Origin of the sequence: Streptomyces nanshensis, from assembly GCF_001751255.1 — a bacterium.
GTDB classification, from domain to species: domain Bacteria; phylum Actinomycetota; class Actinomycetes; order Streptomycetales; family Streptomycetaceae; genus Streptomyces; species Streptomyces nanshensis_A.
The window spans coordinates 260-18561 of the sequence record NZ_LJGW01000036.1; the positions used below are offsets into that span (position 1 = coordinate 260).

The window sequence follows — 18302 nt, forward strand, 5'->3', positions numbered from 1 at the left end:
AGGCGGGCGGGGGCGCGGAGGCGATGACCCCGTGGCGTCCGCCGACCGTCGACCCGTTCCTTCAGGCCGCCCAGCAGGAGGCCCGCCCCGCCGGGCTCGGCAAGCGGCTCGGCGCCCGCCTGGTCGACGGTGTGCTCACCGCTGCCGTGGCCGTCGCCGTAGCGTCCCCCTTCGCGGGCCAGGCGGCCGACCATGTGCAGGCGAAGATCGACGCCGTGCGGAGGGCGGGCGAGACCAAGACGGTCTGGCTCGTCGACGGCACCACCGGCGGCTATCTCGCCGTCGTCCTCGGCGCGCTGCTGCTCTTCGGTCTGCTCTACGAGGTGCTGCCGACGCAGCGTTGGGGCAGCACCCTGGGCAAGCGGCTGTTCGGTCTGCGGGTGCTGACGATGGAGCAGCAGGACCGTCCGGGCTTCGGCGGCGCACTGCTGCGCTGGCTGACGTACGGGGTGCTGGCGCTCCTGGTGGTCGGTGTGGTCAACGTCCTGTGGTGCGTCTTCGACCGCCCCTGGCGGCAGTGCTGGCACGACAAGGTGGCCGGGACGTTCGTCTCCAAGGACTCGGGCGAGATCCGCCTCTAGACGATCGAGTCCAAGGGGTCAGTGGTTCAAGGCGGTCAGCGATCGCAGGACCGGCCGTCCGGTGTGGTCGTCGATGACCTGCCGCAGCGGCTTGAACAGCGGAGCCCGGGGCCCGCTCCGGCTCGCCTCGGGTGGCCCGGCGGCTACTGCTCCCCGGCGGAGGGCCGTCGCACCTCGAAGTGGAAGCACCCGTACTCCAGTGCCCGGACGTGCACGAGCACCACGTCCGGGTCGTTGAACGCATCGTCGAAGGCTGCGTCGAAGCCGGCCGTGGCGTCCGCCGGAATCTCCAGAAGGCGGCCACCGGCGATACGGCCCCGGGCGTCATAGCGGCGCACGGTACGCAGGGCGCCCGGCCGGTCGAAAGGGTAGTTCTCGCCGGGGGTGAACCCGCCGCAGTCGTCGGCGTGGACGAAGACGGGACCCTGTTCGTCGTACGCGCCCGGATCCGCACCCGTCGCGGCGGCCCAACGTCGCAACGGGGCGTACGAGACAAGGGCGATCCGCTCGCCGAGCGCGATGGGGCGCAGACAGCAGCGCAGCGGGGAGCCGCTGTCGCCGCGGGTCGCGATGTACGGGGCGCAGGGACGGCCCGCGTCATCGGCAACCTGCAATTCCTTGAGGACGGCTGTGTCGACGGGGAGCACGGTGTACCTGGTCATGTGCCGATGCTGGCCCGACGCACGTGTGACTGCCGGCAGGAAACGGACGTCGCGTCGGTGCGTGGCCCGCGCCCCGCGCACCGCACCGCGCCCCGCGCACCGCACCGCACGCTCCCGCCGTGCGCCGCGTCACCCCGATGGCACCCGCCGGGTGCGGGGCCGCGCGGGGCGCGGTGCACTCGGCCCATGAGCACGGAGCAGCCCGGCAGCGACCCGTCCGGCAGTGACCCGTTCCGCAAGAAGGACCGGCCCGAGGAGGAGGGGACCGGGTCCGCGCACGGCCCGCCGCCCTCCTACGGCGACTCCGCGGGCGCGTACGGCAGTCCGCCACCGCCACCGGGCGGCGGGGAGAGCCCGTACGGCGGGGAGGGCCCCTACCGGGGCGGCCCGTACGACAGCGGCCCCTACGCCTCCAACCCGTACGGGGACATGGCGGGCGCCGCCGACCCCCTCGCCGGCATGCCGCCGCTCGCCTCGCGCGGCAAGCGGCTGCTGGCGCGCATCATCGACGCGCTGCTGATCGGCATCCCCGTCGGCCTCATCATGGGCTTCGCGCAAGGGGGTTGGGACCCGGGCGAGAACGGCCGTACGGCGGGTCAGCAGGCCGTCTACACGCTGGTGTATCTGGTCTACGAGGCGCTGATGCTCACCAAGTCCGGCCAGACGGTGGGCAAGAAGGTGATGCGGATCAGGGTCGCGATGCTCGCGGACGGCACGGTGCCGCGGGGAGCGCCGGGCTGGCTCCGCTCGGTCGTCTACCACGTGCCGCCGCTGGTGCCGTGCGTCGGCTTCCTCTTCTGGCTCGTGAACGTGCTCTTCTGCACCTGGGACAAGCCGTATCAGCAGTGCCTGCACGACAAGGCGGTCAAGACGGTGGTCGTCGCGGCCGAATGACGTACGGTCCGCACGCTCCACGGCGAGGGCGCCGCCGTCGCGCGCGGGCGCACGGCCCAACGGCGCGTCCCGCGAACGCAGTTCAGGGGCGCGGCCCCCAAGTGCCGTTCAGGAGCGCAGCGAAGGCTCCGCCACGCGCCGTGCGGCCCGTGCCGCCGCGGCGTCGTGCCGGGCGTGCACCCGCGAGGGAGAGGCGGGACGGGCCCGTGAACCGCCGGTGTACGCCTGGGAGTACGCCCGCGCGCGGCGGGCCGTAGCGAGTCCCGGAGCCGTGAGCGCCACCAGTACACCGGCGGCGAGTGCGACGACCGCGATCAGCGTGACTCCCGCCCCCGACTGGGTACGGAAGAGCAGCAGCATCGCGAGGGTCGAGCAGACGACGGTGACCGAACCGTAAGCGAAGTGTGCGGGGGTCGGACGCGGCATGGCGTGATCCGTCCTCGGAGGAGACGTGTCGGGGGTGGGGCCGTCGTGCGAGCCGCGACGACGGCACGCGGTGCCCGTCGGACGACTCTACGGTCCGGGATTCCCGGACGGACACCACGGTAAGCGTGAGCTGACACACGTCGAAGTCGCACAGGGGGCGCACGGTCGCACGGCGCCCCGGCCGTCCCAACAGGCGGACGGATTCCGGCTCTTGGGCGCACGCCGCGATTGTGCGTCGCAGGGTCTGTCTTTTCTCCCTCCGCTGCTGTCCAATACCTCTGTCCCAAGACACTCCACAAGGGGAGGGCACCGCAGAGGTGAACGGCAGACGGAGATCCAAAAGATCGAGGGCAGGGGCGCTGACGGTGGCCGTCGCCGCGATCAGTGCGACCGCGCTGATACCGGCGAGCTCGGCACAGGCCCAGCAGCAGGCGGCGGGTTCCGCTTCGAAGCCGGCGCATCCCGCGCCGCAGTCGGCGCCGGCACAGCCGGGAGCGCCGGGCGCGAGCCGGGACGGGCACAGCGAGGACAACCTCACGGGCCCGTTCGACAAGGAGCGCGACACGCAACGCCAGGCGGCGCTCCAGCAGTTGGCACAGGGTGACGCCAAGACCGTCCAGCGCAAGGGCTCCGAGGTCGTCAAGCTCGACGACGGCAAGTACGTCGAGCTGGCGCGGCAGAAGACGGACAAGATCTTCACCATCCTCGTCGAGTTCGGCGACAAGGTCGACGACAAGTACGGCGGCGACCCCGGTCCCCTGCACAACAAGATCCCCGCGCCGGACCGTAAGAAGGACAACTCCACGTACTGGAAGAAGGACTTCGACAAGGAGCACTTCCAGAAGACGTACTTCTCGGACAAGACCGAGGACTCGGTCAAGAGCTACTACGAGAAGCAGTCCTCCGGGCGCTACTCCGTCGACGGCACGGTCTCCGACTGGGTCAAGGTCGACTACAACGAGGCCCGTTACGGGTCCAACTACTGCGGCGACACCAACTGCCCGACCGTGTGGGACGCGATCCGCGACGGCGTCACCAAGTGGGTCGAGGACCAGAAGGCCGCGGGCAAGAGCGACAAGGAGATCGCCGACCAGGTCGCCGAGTACGACCAGTGGGACCGCTACGACTACGACGAGGACGGCGACTTCAACGAACCGGACGGCTACATCGACCACTTCCAGTTCGTGCACGCCGGTGAGGACGAGTCGGCCGGCGGCGGCGCCGAGGGCGAGAACGCCATCTGGGCGCACCGCTGGTACGCCTACGGCAGCGACGCGGGCAAGACCGGTCCCGAGGGCAACAAGGCCGGCGGCACGCAGATCGGCGACAGCGGCGTCTGGGTCGGCGACTACACGGCGCAGCCGGAGAACGGCGGTCTCGGCGTCTTCGTCCACGAGTACGGACACGACCTGGGCCTGCCCGACCACTACGACACCACCGGCGAGGCGGAGAACTCCGTCGGCTTCTGGTCGATCATGTCCGTGGGCTCCTGGCTCAACAAGGGCAAGGACGCCATCGGCGACTCCGCGGGCGACATGAGCGCCTGGGACAAGCTCCAACTCGGCTGGCTGGACTACGACACGGCGAAGGCGGCCACCAAGTCCCGCCACAAGCTGGGCACTCACTCGTACCAGACGAAGAACAAGCAGGCGCTGGTGGTGGAGTTGCCCGAGAAGGACGTCACCACCACCATCACCGAGCCCGCCGAGGGCGAGAAGCAGTGGTGGAGCGGCAGCGGCGACGATCTGCGCAACACCCTTTCCCGCAGCGTGGATCTGACGGGCAAGTCCAAGGCGTCGCTGGACCTCAAGGGCTGGTGGGACATCGAGGAGAACTACGACTTCCTCTACACCGAGGTCTCCGAGGACGGCGAGAACTGGACGCCGATCGACGGCACGGCCGACGGCAAGCCCATCCCGCGCGACGGCAGCGACCAGCCGGGCCTGTCCGGCGTCTCGAAGACCTACAAGGACCTCTCCTTCCCCCTCGACGACTTCGCGGGCAAGAAGATTGATGTTCGCTTCCGTTATCTGACGGACGGTGGGGTGGCCCAGAAGGGCTTCGCAGCCGACGCGTTGAGCGTCACCGCGGACGGCGAGAAGATCTTCGAGGACGGCGCCGAGGGCGACGACGACAACGGCTGGGAGACGAAGGGGTTCTCGCGCATCGGGAAGTCCTTCACCAAGCCCTACGCGCAGTACTACCTCGCCGAGAACCGCAACCACGTCTCGTACGACAAGTCCCTGAACTACGGGCCGTACAACTTCGGTTGGACCACCGAGAAGCCCGACTGGGTCGAGCGCTACGGCTACCAGAAGGGACTGCTCGTCTGGCTCTGGGACACCTCTCAGCAGGACAACAACGTCTCGGCGCACCCGGGCGAGGGTCTGATCCTGCCGGTGGACGCGCACGCGAAGGCGGAGAAGTGGGCGGACGGCACACCGCTGCGCAACCGTATGCAGGCCTACGACTCGACCTTCGGAAAGTTCGCCACGAAGGGGATCACTCTCCACAACGACGGTGAAGCGGTCAAGATCAAGTCGAAGAAGGGCATATCGGCCTTCGACGACCACAAGGGCACGTACTGGTACAAGTCGAACCCCACTCAGGGGGTCAGGGTGCCGGACACGGGCACCCGGATCGAGGTCGTCCAGCAGCCCCGCTCGGGTAAGACGATCACCGTCAAGGTGAGACCTTCCACAAATTAATTTGCATCGTTGCAGGTCAAAACATGATCGGCCGTTGCCCCCCTGGCGGGCAGCGGCCGATCGCGTTTAGATGCCTGTGACGGACCTTCGCGGAGGTCCACCGGAACAGTCTCGCGGGGGTGTTGTTGATCATGGCTGGAGGCGGATTCGTCCAGCTACCGGACGGGAGCGTGATCGTCGCGCTGACCCTTCCGGTCCCGGACCGGCGTGCACCCAGGCAGCCGGAGCCGGAGACGGGGGCGACCACGGACGCGAGCCCGGAGCAGGCCACGGAGGGCCGGCAGCCGGGCTTGGTGCGGCAGGGCCGCAGGGGCGGCGCGTACGACGGCCTGATGCCGGAGCCGCGTCGCTGGTCCGCTCATGCCGACGAGGCGCACACGGTGCGCGCCGTCACGGCCAGGCGGCACGGCGAGGAGCCGCGCGTCCGCGTGCTCGTCCACTCGGTGAACCGGGCCCGCGCCCTGACCAGGCTGCGGAACCTCGGTATGCGCGCGGTGTATCTGCGGGGCAACGCCGAGCCGCCGACCGCCGACGAGATCACGGCGGTGCTGCACCATCCCGACGGGCTGGTCTGGCGTACGACGCCGGGCGACGACCGCGAATCCTGGCACCCCATCGAGTCCCTGCTGCGGCCCTCGGACCGCGGGGTGCGCACCGGCTAGCGGCTCCCGGGCGGGCGACGCCGGTCAGGACCCCCGCAGCACCGGCGTGCCCGAGAGCTGCACGCCCGCGTCGCGCAGCTCGTCGAGCGCGTGCTCCGTGGTCGCGGGCGCGACGCCCGCCGTGAGGTTCAGCAGGACGCGGGTACGGAAGCCCTCGGCGGCGGCGTCGAGGGCGGTGGCCCGTACGCAGTGGTCGGTGGCGATGCCGACCACGTCGACCTCGTCCACGTCCCGCTGCCGCAGCCACTCCGTGAGCGGAGTGCCGTTCTCGTCCGTGCCCTCGAAGCCGCTGTAGGCGGCCGAGTACGAGCCCTTGCTGAAGACGGCGTCGATCGAGCCGGCCGCGACCGCGGGCGCGAAGTTCGGGTGGAAGCCGATGCCTTCGGTGCCGGCCACGCAGTGCGGCGGCCAGGAGTGCGCGAAGTCGGGGTTGTCGGAGAAGTGGTCGCCCGGCTCGACGTGGTGGTCGCGGGTGGCGACCACGTGCCGGTAGCCGGCGGCGGCGTCCCCGACGAGGTCGGTGATGGCCGCGGCCACGTCCGCGCCTCCGCCGACGCCGAGGCTCCCCCCTTCGCAGAAATCGTTCTGCACGTCTACGACGATCAGTGCCCGGTGCATTGTGAACGCCTTTCGGAGGTGAGGGGCGTGTCGGAGGCGGTCCGGCACGACCCTAGAGAATCAGCCGCTCCCGTGGGAGGTCCCACGCAGCCCTCACGCGTACTCCGTCGGCAACACCGGCTCGCCGCGTGAGAGTTGCATGGCCGACATCGGCAGATACGCGAGCGCGCGCCGGTGCCGGTCCCGCGCCGCGTCCAGCGGCTCACGGGCCACGGTCTCGCCGCCGCGTACCAACCGCACCTGGAGTCCGTACGGGGCGAGTTCCTCCGGCATCGCACCGGTGCCGACGACCTCTGCCTCCGCGACGCCGTCCGCGTCGGGGCGGCGCGCGGCCCATTTCGCACCGCCAGAGGAGGTCTTGCCGCCCATCGACTTCTTCGCGACGGGGTGCAGCGGCGCGTCCGGGCCGTCGGAGCCCGCACGGGCGACGAGCTTGTAGACCATCGCGCACGTCGGGTGTCCGCTGCCGGTCACCAGTTGCGTGCCGACCCCGTACGCGTCGACGGGCGCCGCCGCGAGCGAGGCGATGGCGTACTCGTCGAGGTCGCTGGTGACCACGATCCGCGTGCCGGCGGCGCCCAGTTCGTCGAGCTGGTGCCGTACCCGGTGGGCGAGCAGCAGCAGGTCGCCGGAGTCGATGCGTACGGCGCCGAGCCCGGGACCGGCGATGTCGACGGCGGCGCGCACGGCCTCCCCGACGTCGTAGGTGTCCACGAGCAGGGTCGTGCCGCTGCCCAGCGACTCGACCTGCGCGGTGAACGCGTCGCGCTCGCTGTCGTGCAGCAGCGTGAAGGAGTGCGCGCTGGTGCCGACGGTGGGGATGTCGTAGCGGAAGCCGGCCGCGAGGTCCGAGGTGGAGGCGAAGCCGCCGAGGTAGGCGGCGCGGGAGGCGGCCACCGCGGACAGTTCGTGGGTGCGCCGCGCGCCCATCTCCATCAGCGGGCGCCCGCCGGCGGCGACGGCCATGCGGGAGGCCGCGGCGGCCACCGCCGAGTCGTGGTTGAGGATCGAGAGGATGACCGTCTCCAGCAGTACGCACTCGGCGAAGCTGCCCTCGACGCGCATCACGGGCGACCCCGGGAAGTACACCTCGCCCTCGGGGTAGCCGAGGATGTCGCCGGCGAAGCGGTAGCCCGCCAGCCACTCCAGGGTGGGCTCGTCGACTATGCGGCGCTCGCGCAGCCAGCCGAGCACCTGGTCGTCGAAGCGGAAGTTCTCCACCGCGTCCAGCACCCGGCCGGTGCCGGCGACGACTCCGTAGCGGCGGCCCTCCGGCAGCCTGCGGGCGAACACCTCGAAGGCGCAACGGCGTTCGGCGGTGCCGGCGCGCAGCGCGGCCTGGAGCATGGTGAGTTCGTACTGATCGGTGAAGAGCGCCGTCGACGGCACGGCCACCGGCAGTCCCTTGTCGGCCACGTTCACTTCCACTGACTCCTCGCTCATCAGGGCCCCTTGGTGCGGGGACGGTACGGGGCCCGACCCTACACCACATCTCGTCACTCTGACGATATCGCTCGTGGCCGTTTGGCCAGCCGACGCCCCCGGGTGGCAGCATGGGACCCGTGAGTGTTGCCCCTACCGAGATCGAGAAGCCCGAGTCGGCCGAAGCGCCCGCGGAGGTGCCCGAGCCCGACCTGCCGTGGGCGACGATCGTGCACAACGACCCGGTCAACCTCATGAGCTATGTGACCTACGTCTTCCAGAGCTACTTCGGCTATCCCAAGGAGAAGGCGAAGAAGCTGATGATGGACGTCCACCACAAGGGCCGCGCCGTCGTCTCCACCGGCAGCCGCGAAGAGATGGAGCGCGACGTGCAGGCGATGCATGGCTACGGCCTCTGGGCCACTCTCCAGCAGGACCGCTGATGGCGGGGCACTTCGAAGCCACCGGCGACGGCGGCGCCGCCATCGCCCTCGACGAGGTCGAGATCTCGATCCTGCGCAGCCTCGCCGTCCAGCTCCTGGAACTGATCGGCCCCGGCGACGAACCGGCCGACGGCGAGGACCCGCTGACGGCGATCCTCAGCGAGGGCCCGAGCCAGCCGCCCTCCGACCCGGCGCTGGCCCGGCTCTTCCCCGACGCCTACGGTCCCGGTCCGGCCGCACCGGCGGGCGGTGAGGACGAGGAGGAGCGCGAGGCATCCGCCGAGTTCCGCCGCTTCACCGAGAACGAACTGCGCGCCCGCAAGCGGGAGGACGGCCTCGCCGTCGTACGCGCCCTGGACTCCCTGAGCCCCGACGGCGGGGGCGCGGTGCTCACGCTCAAGCGCGAGGAGTCGCGGCAGTGGATCGGCGCCCTCAACGACTTGCGGCTGGCCATCGGTACGCGCCTCGAGGTCACCGACGACGAGGACAGCAACGAGCTGTACTCCCTGCCGGACGACGACCCGCGCAAGCCGATGGTGATGGCGTATCTGTGGCTGGGCGGGCTCCAGGAGACGCTCGTCGAGACACTGCTTCCGTAACGCCTCGTCAACGCCTCTTTTCCGTTCGCCGTCCGTGCTGCGCGCCTCCGCGGCGGCGCGGTCGCGTCCTCCGAGCGCGTCCTCCCAGGCCCCTGATCGGATGGCATCCGCCCGCCGGTGACCGGCGTGACNGGGCCATGCGCCCGCGCGCGGACATGATGAGTGCTCTGCCCTGTGAATCCCGAAGCCCCCGGACGGTCCGGACGATGCCGGGGGCGCCGGTACGTACGAACGCCCCGGCGTTCCGAGCACCCGTCAACTCCCGCCGCGCGGGCGCCCGTCCGCACCGCGACCCCGCGCACCGCGATCCCGCGAACCGTGAGCCGCGAACCGCGAGCGCCCGGCGCGGCCGGAGGACGGCGGAGAAAGGCGCACCCATGGCCTCCGAGCAGGTCGACGACCGCGGCGCACCGCGCGGCGGCGCCACCACACCATCCGAGGCGGCCGCCGCCGTCCCGCCCGAGGAGGGCTACCACCGCGGGCTCGGCAGCCGCCAGATCCAGATGATCGCCATCGGCGGCGCGATCGGCACGGGCCTCTTCCTCGGTGCGGGCAAGGCCATCACGAAGGCCGGGCCCAGCCTGATCCTCGCGTACGCGGTGGCGGGCACCGTCATCTGGTTCATCATGCGGGCGCTGGGCGAACTCCTCCTCTACCGGCCGGTGTCCGGCTCCTTCTCGGAGTACGCGCGGGAGTTCCTCGGGCCCTTCTTCGGCTTCGCGACCGGATGGACGTACTGGCTCTTCTGGGTCGTCACCGGCATCACCGAGGTCACCGCCGCCGCCACCTATGTGCAGTACTGGTGGCCCGCGGTACCGCAGTGGGTCTCCGCGCTCGTCTTCACGCTCGTGCTGTACGGGGCGAATCTGATCTCCGTACGGATCTTCGGGGAGCTGGAGTTCTGGTTCTCGATGGTCAAGGTCACGGCCATCATCGGCATGATCCTCATCGGCGTCGGCGTGATCACCCTCGGCTTCTCCGACGCGGGCGGCACCGCCTCGGTGAGCCTGCTGTGGTCGGACGGCGGCTTCTTCCCGGAGGGCCTCGGCGGGACGCTGATGACGCTCCAGATCGTGATGTTCTCCTTCCTCGCCGTCGAACTCGTCGGCATCACGGCGGGGGAGTCGGTGAATCCGCGCAAGACACTGCCCCGCGCCGTGCGGACGGTGCCGTGGCGCATCGCGCTCTTCTACATCGGCGCCCTCACGGTGATCCTCTCGGTGGTCTCGTGGACCGAATTCGAGCCCGGCACCAGCCCGTTCGTGGCGGCCTTCGCGAAGATCGGCCTGCCGGCGGGCGCGGCGGTCGTCAACTTCGTCGTCCTCACCGCGGCCCTCTCCTCCTGCAACTCCGGCATGTACTCCACGGGCCGGATGCTGCGCGACCTCGCGCTCAACGGACAGGGCCCGCGGCCCTTCCGCGGCCTCACCGGCAACGGGCTGCCGCTGCTGGGCACCAGCGTCTCCGCGGCGCTGATGACGGTGGGCGTGTGGATCAACTACCAGTGGCCGTCGAAGGCGTTCGACTACGTGGTGGCCTTCGCCACGATCTCCGGCATGTGGGCCTGGGTGATGATCCTCGCCGCGCACATCCGCTACCGCCGGGCCGCCGACCGCGGGCTGCTGCCGCGCTCGGCGTTCCCGGCCCCCTGCGCCCCGTACGCGAGTTGGGCCTCGCTCGGCTTCATCGGCGCCGTCGTCGTACTGATGGGCTTCGACCCCGACTCCCGGGTCTCGCTGTACGGGGCGCCGGTGTGGGCGGCCGGTCTCGTCGTCGCGTACTTCGTGCTCAAGGCGCGCGACCCGGGGACCTTCGTGCGCGGCGAGGCGGGGGCGGAGCAGCCCCGGGAGCCCTGACCCGTACGTACGGCCCGCGCGGTGCGCCCGGCCCCGCGCCGCCCCGCCGTACGTCCGCACCCTGCGAAGGCCCTGGTCCGACGCCCTCCGCGGCGGGCCGGGGCCGCCGCATATCCTTCCCGTCATGCTGACCATCACCCAGGAGCTGTACGACAAGGTCGTCGCCCACGCCCGCAAGGACCACCCGGACGAGGCGTGCGGCGTCATCGCCGGGCCCGCGGGCACGGACCGCCCGGAGCGCTTCATCCCCATGCTCAACGCGGCGCGCTCACCGACGTTCTACGAGTTCGACTCGGCCGATCTGCTGCGCCTGTACCGGGAGATGGACGACAGGGACGAGGAGCCCACCGTCATCTACCACTCGCACACCGCCACCGAGGCCTACCCCTCGCGCACCGACATCGGCTACGCCAACGAGCCCGGCGCCCACTACGTGCTGGTCTCCACCGCCGAGTGCGGCAACGACGAAGGCCCCGTCTCCTTCCGGTCGTTCCGCATCGTGGACGGCGAGGTCACCGAGGAGGACGTCGAGATCGTGGACGGGCAGCGCTCCGCCTGAGCCTCCGGCCGCCCCGTAGGCCGGACCGTCCGCTCCCCGCCGGCTCCCGGGCGGCCAGCCGCCATACGAGACGCTGCCGTCCGCATCCCGGGACGCACATCCGGGCCGCGCGCCGGGAATCGTTACGATGAGCCCATGGTTGTCCACGACGTGAGTGCATCTCCGAGGGCGCGGGGCACGCTGCTCGTCGGGCGCCTGCACGTCGATCTGTGCCGTCTCGCCAGCGCGCTGGGACGCTAGCGGCGCCGCGCGTACGTCCGCACACGACGGCGGCGGCGCGACGCGGTCCCGGCGCCGCGCCGGCCGATGCGTCCCGTACCCGCGAACCGCACCGCACCGGAATCGCACTGTCCGTCCCGCACGCACACCGTCCAGCCCGTCTCCACCACAGGAGCTTCCATGGCCATCGAGGTCCGCATCCCGACCATCCTCCGCACCTACACGGACGGCGAGAAGTCCGTCACGGGGCAGGGCGGCACCCTGAAGGAGCTCTTCGAGGACCTGGAGAGCCGCCACACGGGCATCCAGGACAGGATCGTCGACGGCGGCGAGCTGCGCCGCTTCGTGAACGTCTACCTCAACGACGAGGACGTCCGCTTCCTCGGCGGCATCGGCACCGAGCTGAACGACGGCGACAACGTGACGATCCTGCCCGCCGTCGCCGGCGGATCGCCCGCCCACGCCCGCCCCGGTGAGCGCTGATGCGCTACGACTCGCCCCTCGACGCGGTCGGCGACACCCCGCTCGTACGGCTGCCGCGGCTCTCGCCCTCCGAGGACGTACGGATCTGGGCGAAGCTCGAGGACCGCAACCCGACGGGCTCCGTGAAGGACCGTCCGGCCCTCTACATGGTCGAACAGGCCGAGAAGGAAGGCCGGTTGACGCCCGGCTGCACCATCCTGGAGCCGACCTCCGGCAACACCGGCATCTCGCTCGCCATGGCGGCACGCCTCAAGGGCTACCGGATCGTGTGCGTGATGCCGGAGAACACCAGTGAGGAGCGGCGCCAGTTGCTCGCCATGTGGGGCGCCGAGATCATCTCCTCGCCCGCGGCGGGCGGTTCGAACACCGCCGTACGCGTCGCCAAGGAGCTGTCCGCGGAGCACCCGGACTGGGTGATGCTCTACCAGTACGGCAACCCGGCCAACTCCGCTGCGCACTACGCCTCCACGGGTCCCGAGATCCTCGCGGACCTGCCCTCCCTCACCCACTTCGTGGCGGGTCTGGGCACCACCGGCACCCTGATGGGCGCGGGCCGCTATCTGCGCGAGCAGCGCCCCGGCGTCCAGATCGTCGCCGCCGAACCGCGCTACGACGACCTCGTCTACGGCCTGCGGAACCTGGACGAGGGCTTCGTGCCGGAGCTGTACGACGAGTCGGTGCTCACCGGCCGCTTCTCCGTCGGCTCCGAGGACGCGGTGCGGCGCACCCGTGAACTCCTCGCCGAGGAGGGCATCTTCGCGGGCGTCTCCTCCGGCGCCGCGCTGCACGCCGCCGCCGGGATCGCACGCAAGGCCCAACGGGCGGGCGAGAGCGCCGACATCGTCTTCGTCGTCGCCGACGGCGGCTGGAAGTACCTCTCCACCGGCATCTACACGGCGGAGTCCACGGAGGCGGCCGTCGAGCTGCTGCACGGCCAACTCTGGGCGTAGACCGCCGGGTTCGGGCCGTACGCGCCCAACAGGGCGCGGTGAGCGGGGAGTTCGCCCGTACACCGGCGGCCTCCGGTGCGGGCGTCCGCCCGGCTCACTCCTCGCCGCAGAGGTGACGCACCTGAGCCCAGGTCTCCCGGTCCACCTCGCCCGCCCGGCGCCGGAAGTCGCGCAGCGGCACCTCCCACGCGTCGCCGGTACGCAGCGCGGTCACCCGGCCCGGCGCGTCCGGGACCGTCCCCGGCGGCAGCGCCAGCGTCGCCCCCGGTGTCTCCGGCGTACGGGACTCGCCCTCGCCGTACGGGCGTTCGGCGCTGACCCGTACCACGCGTGCCCCGTCGATGCGCACCGCGAGCACCAGGACGAGCAGCGGCTCCCGCGTCCACCAGATCTCCCCGGCGCGCGGCCCACGGTCGGGCAGCGGCACCCCGGTACGCCGGCTGCCGCCGCCGCGCGGACGGAAGAAGGGACGGCCCGTACGCGCGCCCCCGTCGACCAGCGCGGCCACAAGTGACAGCACCACGACGGCACCCAGCGCCAGCCACCACCAAGTCTCCACGCCCGCTTCGCCTCCCGGCCTCCGGACCGGCCTTTCCCGGCCGTGCGCGGCGGCACCGCACAGACTGCCGACCGTACCCCCCGCGCTGGTGATTCCGCCCACACCAGCACGCTCTTGAGTCCAAAGGCGGCGCCCAGCGGCTTACGCTCGAAAAACCCCACAGCCGCCAACGGAGGTCCCGCTTCATGAAGCTCACCGTCGTCGGCTGCTCCGGGTCCTTCCCTTCGGCGGAGTCGGCCTGTTCGAGCTATCTGGTCGAGGCCGACGGATACCGGCTGCTGCTCGACATGGGCAACGGCGCGCTCGGTGAGCTACAGCGGCACAGCGGGCTCTACGACCTGGACGCCATCGCCCTCAGCCACCTCCACCCCGACCACTGCATCGACATGTGCGGCTACTTCGTCGCGCGCTACTACCGGCACGAGGGCGGACGCTGCGAGCCGATCCCGGTCTACGGACCGCGCGGCACCGAGCGGCGGCTCACCGTCGCCTACGGGGACACCCCGTCCGACTCGGCCATGAGCGAGGTCTTCGACTTCCGCACCCTCACCGCGGGAGCGGTCTTCGAGCTGGGCCCCTTCACCGTGCGTACGGACGAGGTCGCGCATCCCGTCGAGTCGTACGCGTTCCGGGTCACCCACCGCGAAAGCGGCCGCAGCCTCGTCTACTCGGGTGACACGGGCCGGTGCGGAGCGCTGACGGAACTGGCCCGCGGCGCCGGGCTCTTCCTGTGCGAGGCGTCCTTCACGGACGGCAAGGAGTCCATCCCCGACCTGCACCTCAACGGCCGCGAGGCCGGGGTCTGCGCGCAGGAGGCGGGGGTGGAGCGGCTGGTGCTCACACACGTACCGCCGTGGACGGACGCGAAGGTCAATCTGCGGGACGCGAAGGACGTCTTCGAGGGGCCCGTGGAGCTGGCCAGGGCCGGCGCGGTCTACGAGCTGTAGCACCCCCGGGCCCTCGCGCCCCCGCGCCTCCGCGAACCCCCGCGCGCACGGCTGCGCGCCCGCCGCCCGCCGGTGAGCGGGAGACGGGCGCGGCGGCCGGTCGGATGCGGTGGTCGGATTCGGCGGTCAGATCCGGGTGGGTGCGCGGTCCTGGTCGCCGTCGCCCTCTCCGTCGTCCCCTCCCGTACGCCCGGACCCCCGGGCCGTACGGTCCTGGCGCGGATCCCGCGGGGAACCGGTGTTGCGGGCCGAGCCGTCGAGCAGGGCGGGCTGCTCCTCCTTGTCCATGGCTTTGTCCACGGACTTCTCCAAGGACGTCTCGGAGACCGCGCCCACGACGGCCACGGGCACCCCGTCGCCGACCTGGCCCTCGTTCTCCGGACGGGGCTCGCGCGAGCGCTCCCGCTCCCGGCTCTCCTCGTCGGGCTCCGGCGCCTCACGGCCCGGCGTGGGCAGGTCGAACTTGACGATCGCGAAGCGGAAGACGGCGTAGTAGACCACCGCGAAGGCCAGGCCCAGGAGCATCAGACTCCACGGGTTGGTGGCGATGCCGAGGTTCAGCAGGAAGTCGATCGCACCGGCCGAGAAGCCGAATCCGTCCTTCATGCCCAGCGCCCAGGCCAGGGCCATGGAGACGCCGGTCAGCACCGCGTGGATCGCGTACAGCAGGGGCGCGATGAACATGAACGAGAACTCGATGGGCTCCGTCACGCCCGTGATGAAGGCGGTGAGCGCGAGCGAGAGCATCAGTCCGCCGACGACCTTGCGGCGCTCCGGGCGTGCGCAGTGGTACATCGCCAGGCAGGCCGCGGGCAGCGCGAACATCATGATCGGGAAGAAGCCGGTCATGAACTGCCCGGCGCTGGGGTCGCCCGCGAGGAAGCGCGCGATGTCGCCGTGCTGTCCCTTGTACGAGCCGGCCTGGAACCACGGGAAGGAGTTGAGCAGGTGGTGCATGCCGATCGGGATCAGCGCCCGGTTGGCCACCCCGTACACACCCGCCCCCGCTGCCCCCGACCCCACGAGCCAGGCGCCGAAGTCGTGCAGCCCCGTGCCCAGTACGGGCCAGATGTAGCCGAAGACCACGCCGATACCGAGCCCCGCGAAGGCGGAGAGGATCGGCACCAGACGGCGTCCGCCGAAGAAGCCCAGCCAGTCGGGGAGCTTCTTGCGGTAGTAGCGCTGGTAGAGCAGCGCGACGACGATGCCGATGATCACGCCGCCGAGCACGCCCGCGTCCACGGGTGGCGCGGCCGTGCCGACCTTGCCGTCGACGACCTTCTCGACCTTGGGCAGGTTCCCGTCGGAGAAGGCGCCGAGGACGTTCTTGAAGACCAGGTAGCCGACGACCGCCGCGAGCGCGGTCGACCCGTCCGACTTGCGGGCGAAGCCGACCGCGATGCCGACGGCGAAGAGCAGCGGCATGTTGTCGATCAGCGCGCCGCCGCCCTTGGCGAGGAACTCGGCGATGCGGTTGAGGAAGTGCGGGAACCCCGGGCGGCCGAGCATGTCGGCCTGGCCCAGCCGCACCATCAGTGCCGCGGCGGGCAGTGTCGCGATCGGAAGCATGAGGCTGCGGCCGATGCGCTGGGCGACAGCCATCGCGCCCGAGCCACGGGCCGCCCTCTGGGTGTCGGTAGCCGTGGTCATCAACGTTCCTCCAGTGGTCTGCGGGAGGTCGGACCGTACGGAGCAGACCCCGTTAGTGGTGTAGACCTCTTGTAGCACGAGCGCGGAAGACGCGAGAAGCCCAGTTTGTCTGGTATGGGGGCATATCCGCCTGTCGGTACGGGAGCCCTCCGTGCCGGCTCCACGGGGGCGCCCCGGCGGTCCGGTTCCGGCCCGGCGGGCGGCTGCGGCGGACCGCGCCATACTGGTGTGACCTCGGTCTGGCCCGGTGCGTGCCGCGCGTCGGGCCAGTGGCGCCGGAGATCAGGAGACAGACATGAGCAGCAAAGCCGAAAAGATCGTCGCCGCGCTCGGCGGGCTGGACAACATCTCCGAGATCGAAGGCTGCATCACCCGTCTCCGTACCGAACTCGCGGACGCCGCCCTCGTCGACGAGGCTGCGCTGCGCGCCGCCGGTGCGCACGGCGTCGTGAAGATGGGCTCGGCCGTGCAGGTCGTCATCGGCACCGACGCCGACCCGATCGCGGGGGAGATCGAGGACATGCTGTGACGGGTGCGGAGGCCGCAGGACGGCCGGCGCCCACGCCCGTGCGCTGAACGTGCGCCGGACGGGCCCGTGTTGAGGGGCTCGTGCCGAACGGCCATGCAGGGAACGGGTGTTCGCGATCCGGGGCCGTCGCGCCCGACGCATCCCGTACGCATCCCGTACGCATCCCGTACGCAGCGACGGCGGGCGACCCGCCACCGCGGAGACCCCCTAGGCTCGCCCCATGACTCGTATCGACGGCCGTACGGCTGACCAGTTGCGCCCCATCAGCATCGACCGCGGCTGGAGCAAGCACGCCGAGGGATCCGTTCTGATCTCCTTCGGCGACACCCGGGTGCTGTGCACCGCCAGCGTCACCGAGGGCGTGCCGCGCTGGCGGAAGGGAAGCGGCGAGGGCTGGGTGACGGCCGAGTACGCGATGCTGCCGCGGTCCACCAACACCCGCGGCGACCGCGAGTCCGTACGCGGCAGGATCGGCGGCCGTACGCACGAGATCTCCCGGCTCATCGGGCGTTCGCTGCGGGCCGTCGTGGACTACAAGGCGCTCGGCGAGAACACGGTCGTCCTCGACTGCGACGTCCTCCAGGCCGACGGCGGCACCCGCACCGCCGCGATCACGGGGGCCTATGTCGCGCTGTCGGACGCCGTGGCCTGGGCGCGCGAGAAGAAGATCGTCAAGAGCAAGGCGCAGCCGCTGAACGGCACGGTCGCCGCGGTCAGCGTCGGCATCGTCGACGGGGTGCCGCTGCTGGACCTGTGCTACGAGGAGGACGTGCGCGCCGAGACCGACATGAACGTCGTCTGCACCGGCGACGGGAACTTCGTCGAGGTGCAGGGCACCGCCGAGGGCGCGCCGTTCGCACGCGCGGAACTCGACGGGCTGCTGGACCTCTCCCTCGCGGGCTGCGAGCAGCTCGCCGGCTTCCAGTGGGAGTCGGTCGGCGACTGAGCCTGCTGGGCTGACCGAGCCCGCCGAGGCGGGCGGTGCGCCCCGCGCGGGGCGCCGAATGCGCAGCGTACGAAGGGCAGTTGGGACCCGGGAACTTTGCGTGGGCTTTACGCGTCCTAGGGGGTACGGGCCGTGCGGGTCAAACCGCACGGCCCGTCCAATGACAACGGAAGAGGTCCTCTTGCGCCGTTCCCCCGTGTTCGCCGCCGTCGGCACCACCGTGTTCGCCGCCACCGTCCTGACCGGATGCGGCGCCGTCGACAAGGCGGTGAGCTGCGCCAACACGGCGGTCACCGTGGCGGAGGCGGCCGACGATCTCCAACAGGCCGTCTCCGGCGCCTCGGAGGACCCGGCGCAGGCGCGCGAGTCGATAAACCGGATAGACAAGAGCCTGGACAAGCTCGACGACAGCACGGGAGACGCGGACGTCGACAAGGCGGTGGGGCACATGAGCGACGCCGTCGACGACGCCCGCAAGGCCGTCGACGCCGGACGCGAGCCCGACGTACGGCCCGTGGGGAAGGCCGCGGACGAGCTGACCCGGGTCTGCACGGGCTGACGCGCCTGCGGGGAGTCTGCGGGCGGGCGG

General features: G+C 71.2%; 20 protein-coding genes and 1 pseudogene. 15 read left to right on the forward strand and 6 right to left on the reverse strand.

The annotated features are described in order from the left end of the window. Positions 1–581, forward strand: a 581-nt coding sequence (locus AN218_RS01490; RefSeq protein WP_079131719.1) for an RDD family protein, incomplete at its 5' end; no start/stop codon positions are given. A gap of 143 nt (positions 582–724) precedes the next feature. Here the strand turns inward: AN218_RS01490 and AN218_RS01495 are convergent. Further along, entirely contained in the window at positions 725–1243 is a 519-nt protein-coding gene (locus AN218_RS01495) for a DUF1203 domain-containing protein (protein WP_070014607.1), read from the reverse strand. A gap of 186 nt (positions 1244–1429) precedes the next feature. Here AN218_RS01495 and AN218_RS01500 point away from each other — a divergent pair, with 186 nt between their 5' ends. Further along, complete coding sequence (locus AN218_RS01500) at positions 1430–2137, forward strand: RDD family protein (RefSeq protein ID WP_070014608.1); 708 nt, start codon at positions 1430–1432, stop codon at positions 2135–2137. Positions 2138–2245: 108 nt separating this feature from the next. Here the strand turns inward: AN218_RS01500 and AN218_RS01505 are convergent, their stop codons facing one another. After that, on the reverse strand, positions 2246–2563 hold the full coding sequence (locus AN218_RS01505; RefSeq protein ID WP_070014609.1) for a hypothetical protein: 318 nt from the start codon (positions 2561–2563) through the stop codon (positions 2246–2248). Positions 2564–2880: 317 nt separating this feature from the next. On the opposite strand from AN218_RS01505, the gene AN218_RS01510 reads away from it, so the two are divergent. Together AN218_RS01510 and AN218_RS37745 are read left to right on the forward strand one after the other, a co-directional pair. Beyond that, on the forward strand, positions 2881–5271 hold the full coding sequence (locus AN218_RS01510; RefSeq protein ID WP_171908560.1) for an immune inhibitor A domain-containing protein: 2391 nt from the start codon (positions 2881–2883) through the stop codon (positions 5269–5271). A gap of 332 nt (positions 5272–5603) precedes the next feature. Further along, positions 5604–5933 carry a hypothetical protein gene (locus AN218_RS37745; protein ID WP_107421324.1) on the forward strand — a complete coding sequence of 110 codons (330 nt, stop codon included), beginning with the start codon at positions 5604–5606 and terminating at the stop codon, positions 5931–5933. A gap of 24 nt (positions 5934–5957) precedes the next feature. Here AN218_RS37745 and AN218_RS01520 read toward each other — a convergent pair whose 3' ends face one another. Continuing rightward, on the reverse strand, positions 5958–6551 hold the full coding sequence (locus AN218_RS01520) for an isochorismatase family protein (protein WP_070014611.1): 594 nt from the start codon (positions 6549–6551) through the stop codon (positions 5958–5960). A gap of 93 nt (positions 6552–6644) precedes the next feature. Further along, positions 6645–7973: a nicotinate phosphoribosyltransferase gene (locus AN218_RS01525; protein WP_070014612.1), complete on the reverse strand. Its 1329-nt coding sequence runs from the start codon at positions 7971–7973 to the stop codon at positions 6645–6647. Between the two features lie 131 nt (positions 7974–8104). Here AN218_RS01525 and clpS point away from each other — a divergent pair, with 131 nt between their 5' ends. The 7 genes from clpS to AN218_RS01555 all read left to right on the forward strand — a co-directional run bounded on the left by clpS (position 8105) and on the right by AN218_RS01555 (position 13082). Continuing rightward, positions 8105–8416 carry an ATP-dependent Clp protease adapter ClpS gene (gene clpS / locus AN218_RS01530; protein ID WP_171908562.1) on the forward strand — a complete coding sequence of 104 codons (312 nt, stop codon included), beginning with the start codon at positions 8105–8107 and terminating at the stop codon, positions 8414–8416. Continuing rightward, the gene (locus tag AN218_RS01535; RefSeq protein WP_070014613.1) at positions 8416–9015 is read left to right on the forward strand and encodes a DUF2017 domain-containing protein; all 600 of its coding nucleotides are present in this window, start codon (positions 8416–8418) and stop codon (positions 9013–9015) included. Before clpS ends, AN218_RS01535 begins: the two co-directional genes overlap by 1 nt. Before the next feature lie 377 nt (positions 9016–9392). Continuing rightward, the gene (locus AN218_RS01540) at positions 9393–10871 is read left to right on the forward strand and encodes an amino acid permease (RefSeq protein ID WP_070014614.1); all 1479 of its coding nucleotides are present in this window, start codon (positions 9393–9395) and stop codon (positions 10869–10871) included. A 124-nt stretch (positions 10872–10995) separates the two neighbouring features. Further along, entirely contained in the window at positions 10996–11430 is a 435-nt protein-coding gene (locus tag AN218_RS01545; RefSeq protein ID WP_070014615.1) for a M67 family metallopeptidase, read from the forward strand. Positions 11431–11565: 135 nt separating this feature from the next. After that, the gene (locus tag AN218_RS38855) at positions 11566–11670 is read left to right on the forward strand and encodes a putative leader peptide (protein WP_338059590.1); all 105 of its coding nucleotides are present in this window, start codon (positions 11566–11568) and stop codon (positions 11668–11670) included. 159 nt (positions 11671–11829) lie between these two features. Next, positions 11830–12132, forward strand: coding sequence for a MoaD/ThiS family protein (locus tag AN218_RS01550; protein WP_070014616.1), 303 nt, complete (start codon positions 11830–11832; stop codon positions 12130–12132). Further along, entirely contained in the window at positions 12132–13082 is a 951-nt protein-coding gene (locus tag AN218_RS01555; RefSeq protein ID WP_070014617.1) for a PLP-dependent cysteine synthase family protein, read from the forward strand. Before AN218_RS01550 ends, AN218_RS01555 begins: the two co-directional genes overlap by 1 nt. A 94-nt stretch (positions 13083–13176) precedes the next feature. On the opposite strand, the gene AN218_RS01560 is transcribed toward AN218_RS01555, so the two are convergent. Then, positions 13177–13641 (reverse strand): hypothetical protein, encoded by a 465-nt coding sequence (locus AN218_RS01560; RefSeq protein ID WP_070014618.1) that lies wholly within the window; start codon positions 13639–13641, stop codon positions 13177–13179. 185 nt (positions 13642–13826) lie between these two features. On the opposite strand from AN218_RS01560, the gene AN218_RS01565 reads away from it, so the two are divergent. Further along, positions 13827–14588, forward strand: coding sequence for an MBL fold metallo-hydrolase (locus AN218_RS01565; RefSeq protein WP_070014619.1), 762 nt, complete (start codon positions 13827–13829; stop codon positions 14586–14588). A gap of 399 nt (positions 14589–14987) precedes the next feature. Here the strand turns inward: AN218_RS01565 and AN218_RS01570 are convergent. Continuing rightward, positions 14988–16238 (reverse strand): annotated as a pseudogene (locus AN218_RS01570) (PTS transporter subunit EIIC); the annotation flags it as partial. A 295-nt stretch (positions 16239–16533) separates the two neighbouring features. On the opposite strand from AN218_RS01570, the gene AN218_RS01575 reads away from it, so the two are divergent. The 3 genes from AN218_RS01575 (at position 16534) to AN218_RS01585 (ending at position 18272) form a co-directional block, all read left to right on the forward strand. Beyond that, complete coding sequence (locus AN218_RS01575; RefSeq protein ID WP_070014620.1) at positions 16534–16767, forward strand: PTS sugar transporter subunit IIB; 234 nt, start codon at positions 16534–16536, stop codon at positions 16765–16767. Between the two features lie 220 nt (positions 16768–16987). Then, positions 16988–17713: a ribonuclease PH gene (rph, locus tag AN218_RS01580; RefSeq protein WP_070014621.1), complete on the forward strand. Its 726-nt coding sequence runs from the start codon at positions 16988–16990 to the stop codon at positions 17711–17713. A 181-nt stretch (positions 17714–17894) separates the two neighbouring features. After that, positions 17895–18272: a hypothetical protein gene (locus AN218_RS01585; RefSeq protein WP_171908563.1), complete on the forward strand. Its 378-nt coding sequence runs from the start codon at positions 17895–17897 to the stop codon at positions 18270–18272. The last annotated feature ends 30 nt before the right edge of the window (positions 18273–18302 follow it).

What these genes read in the sequence shown, in the direction of transcription:
- AN218_RS01495 (WP_070014607.1), bottom strand. Translation starts at nt 1,243, where the DNA reads ATGACCAGGTACACCGTGCTCCCCGTCGACACAGCCGTCCTCAAGGAA.
- AN218_RS01500 (WP_070014608.1), top strand. Translation starts at nt 1,430, where the DNA reads ATGAGCACGGAGCAGCCCGGCAGCGACCCGTCCGGCAGTGACCCGTTC.
- AN218_RS01505 (WP_070014609.1), bottom strand. Translation starts at nt 2,563, where the DNA reads ATGCCGCGTCCGACCCCCGCACACTTCGCTTACGGTTCGGTCACCGTC.
- AN218_RS37745 (WP_107421324.1), top strand. Translation starts at nt 5,604, where the DNA reads ATGCCGGAGCCGCGTCGCTGGTCCGCTCATGCCGACGAGGCGCACACG.
- AN218_RS01520 (WP_070014611.1), bottom strand. Translation starts at nt 6,551, where the DNA reads ATGCACCGGGCACTGATCGTCGTAGACGTGCAGAACGATTTCTGCGAA.
- clpS (WP_171908562.1), top strand. Translation starts at nt 8,105, where the DNA reads ATGGGACCCGTGAGTGTTGCCCCTACCGAGATCGAGAAGCCCGAGTCG.
- AN218_RS01535 (WP_070014613.1), top strand. Translation starts at nt 8,416, where the DNA reads ATGGCGGGGCACTTCGAAGCCACCGGCGACGGCGGCGCCGCCATCGCC.
- AN218_RS01540 (WP_070014614.1), top strand. Translation starts at nt 9,393, where the DNA reads ATGGCCTCCGAGCAGGTCGACGACCGCGGCGCACCGCGCGGCGGCGCC.
- AN218_RS01545 (WP_070014615.1), top strand. Translation starts at nt 10,996, where the DNA reads ATGCTGACCATCACCCAGGAGCTGTACGACAAGGTCGTCGCCCACGCC.
- AN218_RS38855 (WP_338059590.1), top strand. Translation starts at nt 11,566, where the DNA reads ATGGTTGTCCACGACGTGAGTGCATCTCCGAGGGCGCGGGGCACGCTG.
- AN218_RS01550 (WP_070014616.1), top strand. Translation starts at nt 11,830, where the DNA reads ATGGCCATCGAGGTCCGCATCCCGACCATCCTCCGCACCTACACGGAC.
- AN218_RS01555 (WP_070014617.1), top strand. Translation starts at nt 12,132, where the DNA reads ATGCGCTACGACTCGCCCCTCGACGCGGTCGGCGACACCCCGCTCGTA.
- AN218_RS01565 (WP_070014619.1), top strand. Translation starts at nt 13,827, where the DNA reads ATGAAGCTCACCGTCGTCGGCTGCTCCGGGTCCTTCCCTTCGGCGGAG.
- AN218_RS01575 (WP_070014620.1), top strand. Translation starts at nt 16,534, where the DNA reads ATGAGCAGCAAAGCCGAAAAGATCGTCGCCGCGCTCGGCGGGCTGGAC.
- rph (WP_070014621.1), top strand. Translation starts at nt 16,988, where the DNA reads ATGACTCGTATCGACGGCCGTACGGCTGACCAGTTGCGCCCCATCAGC.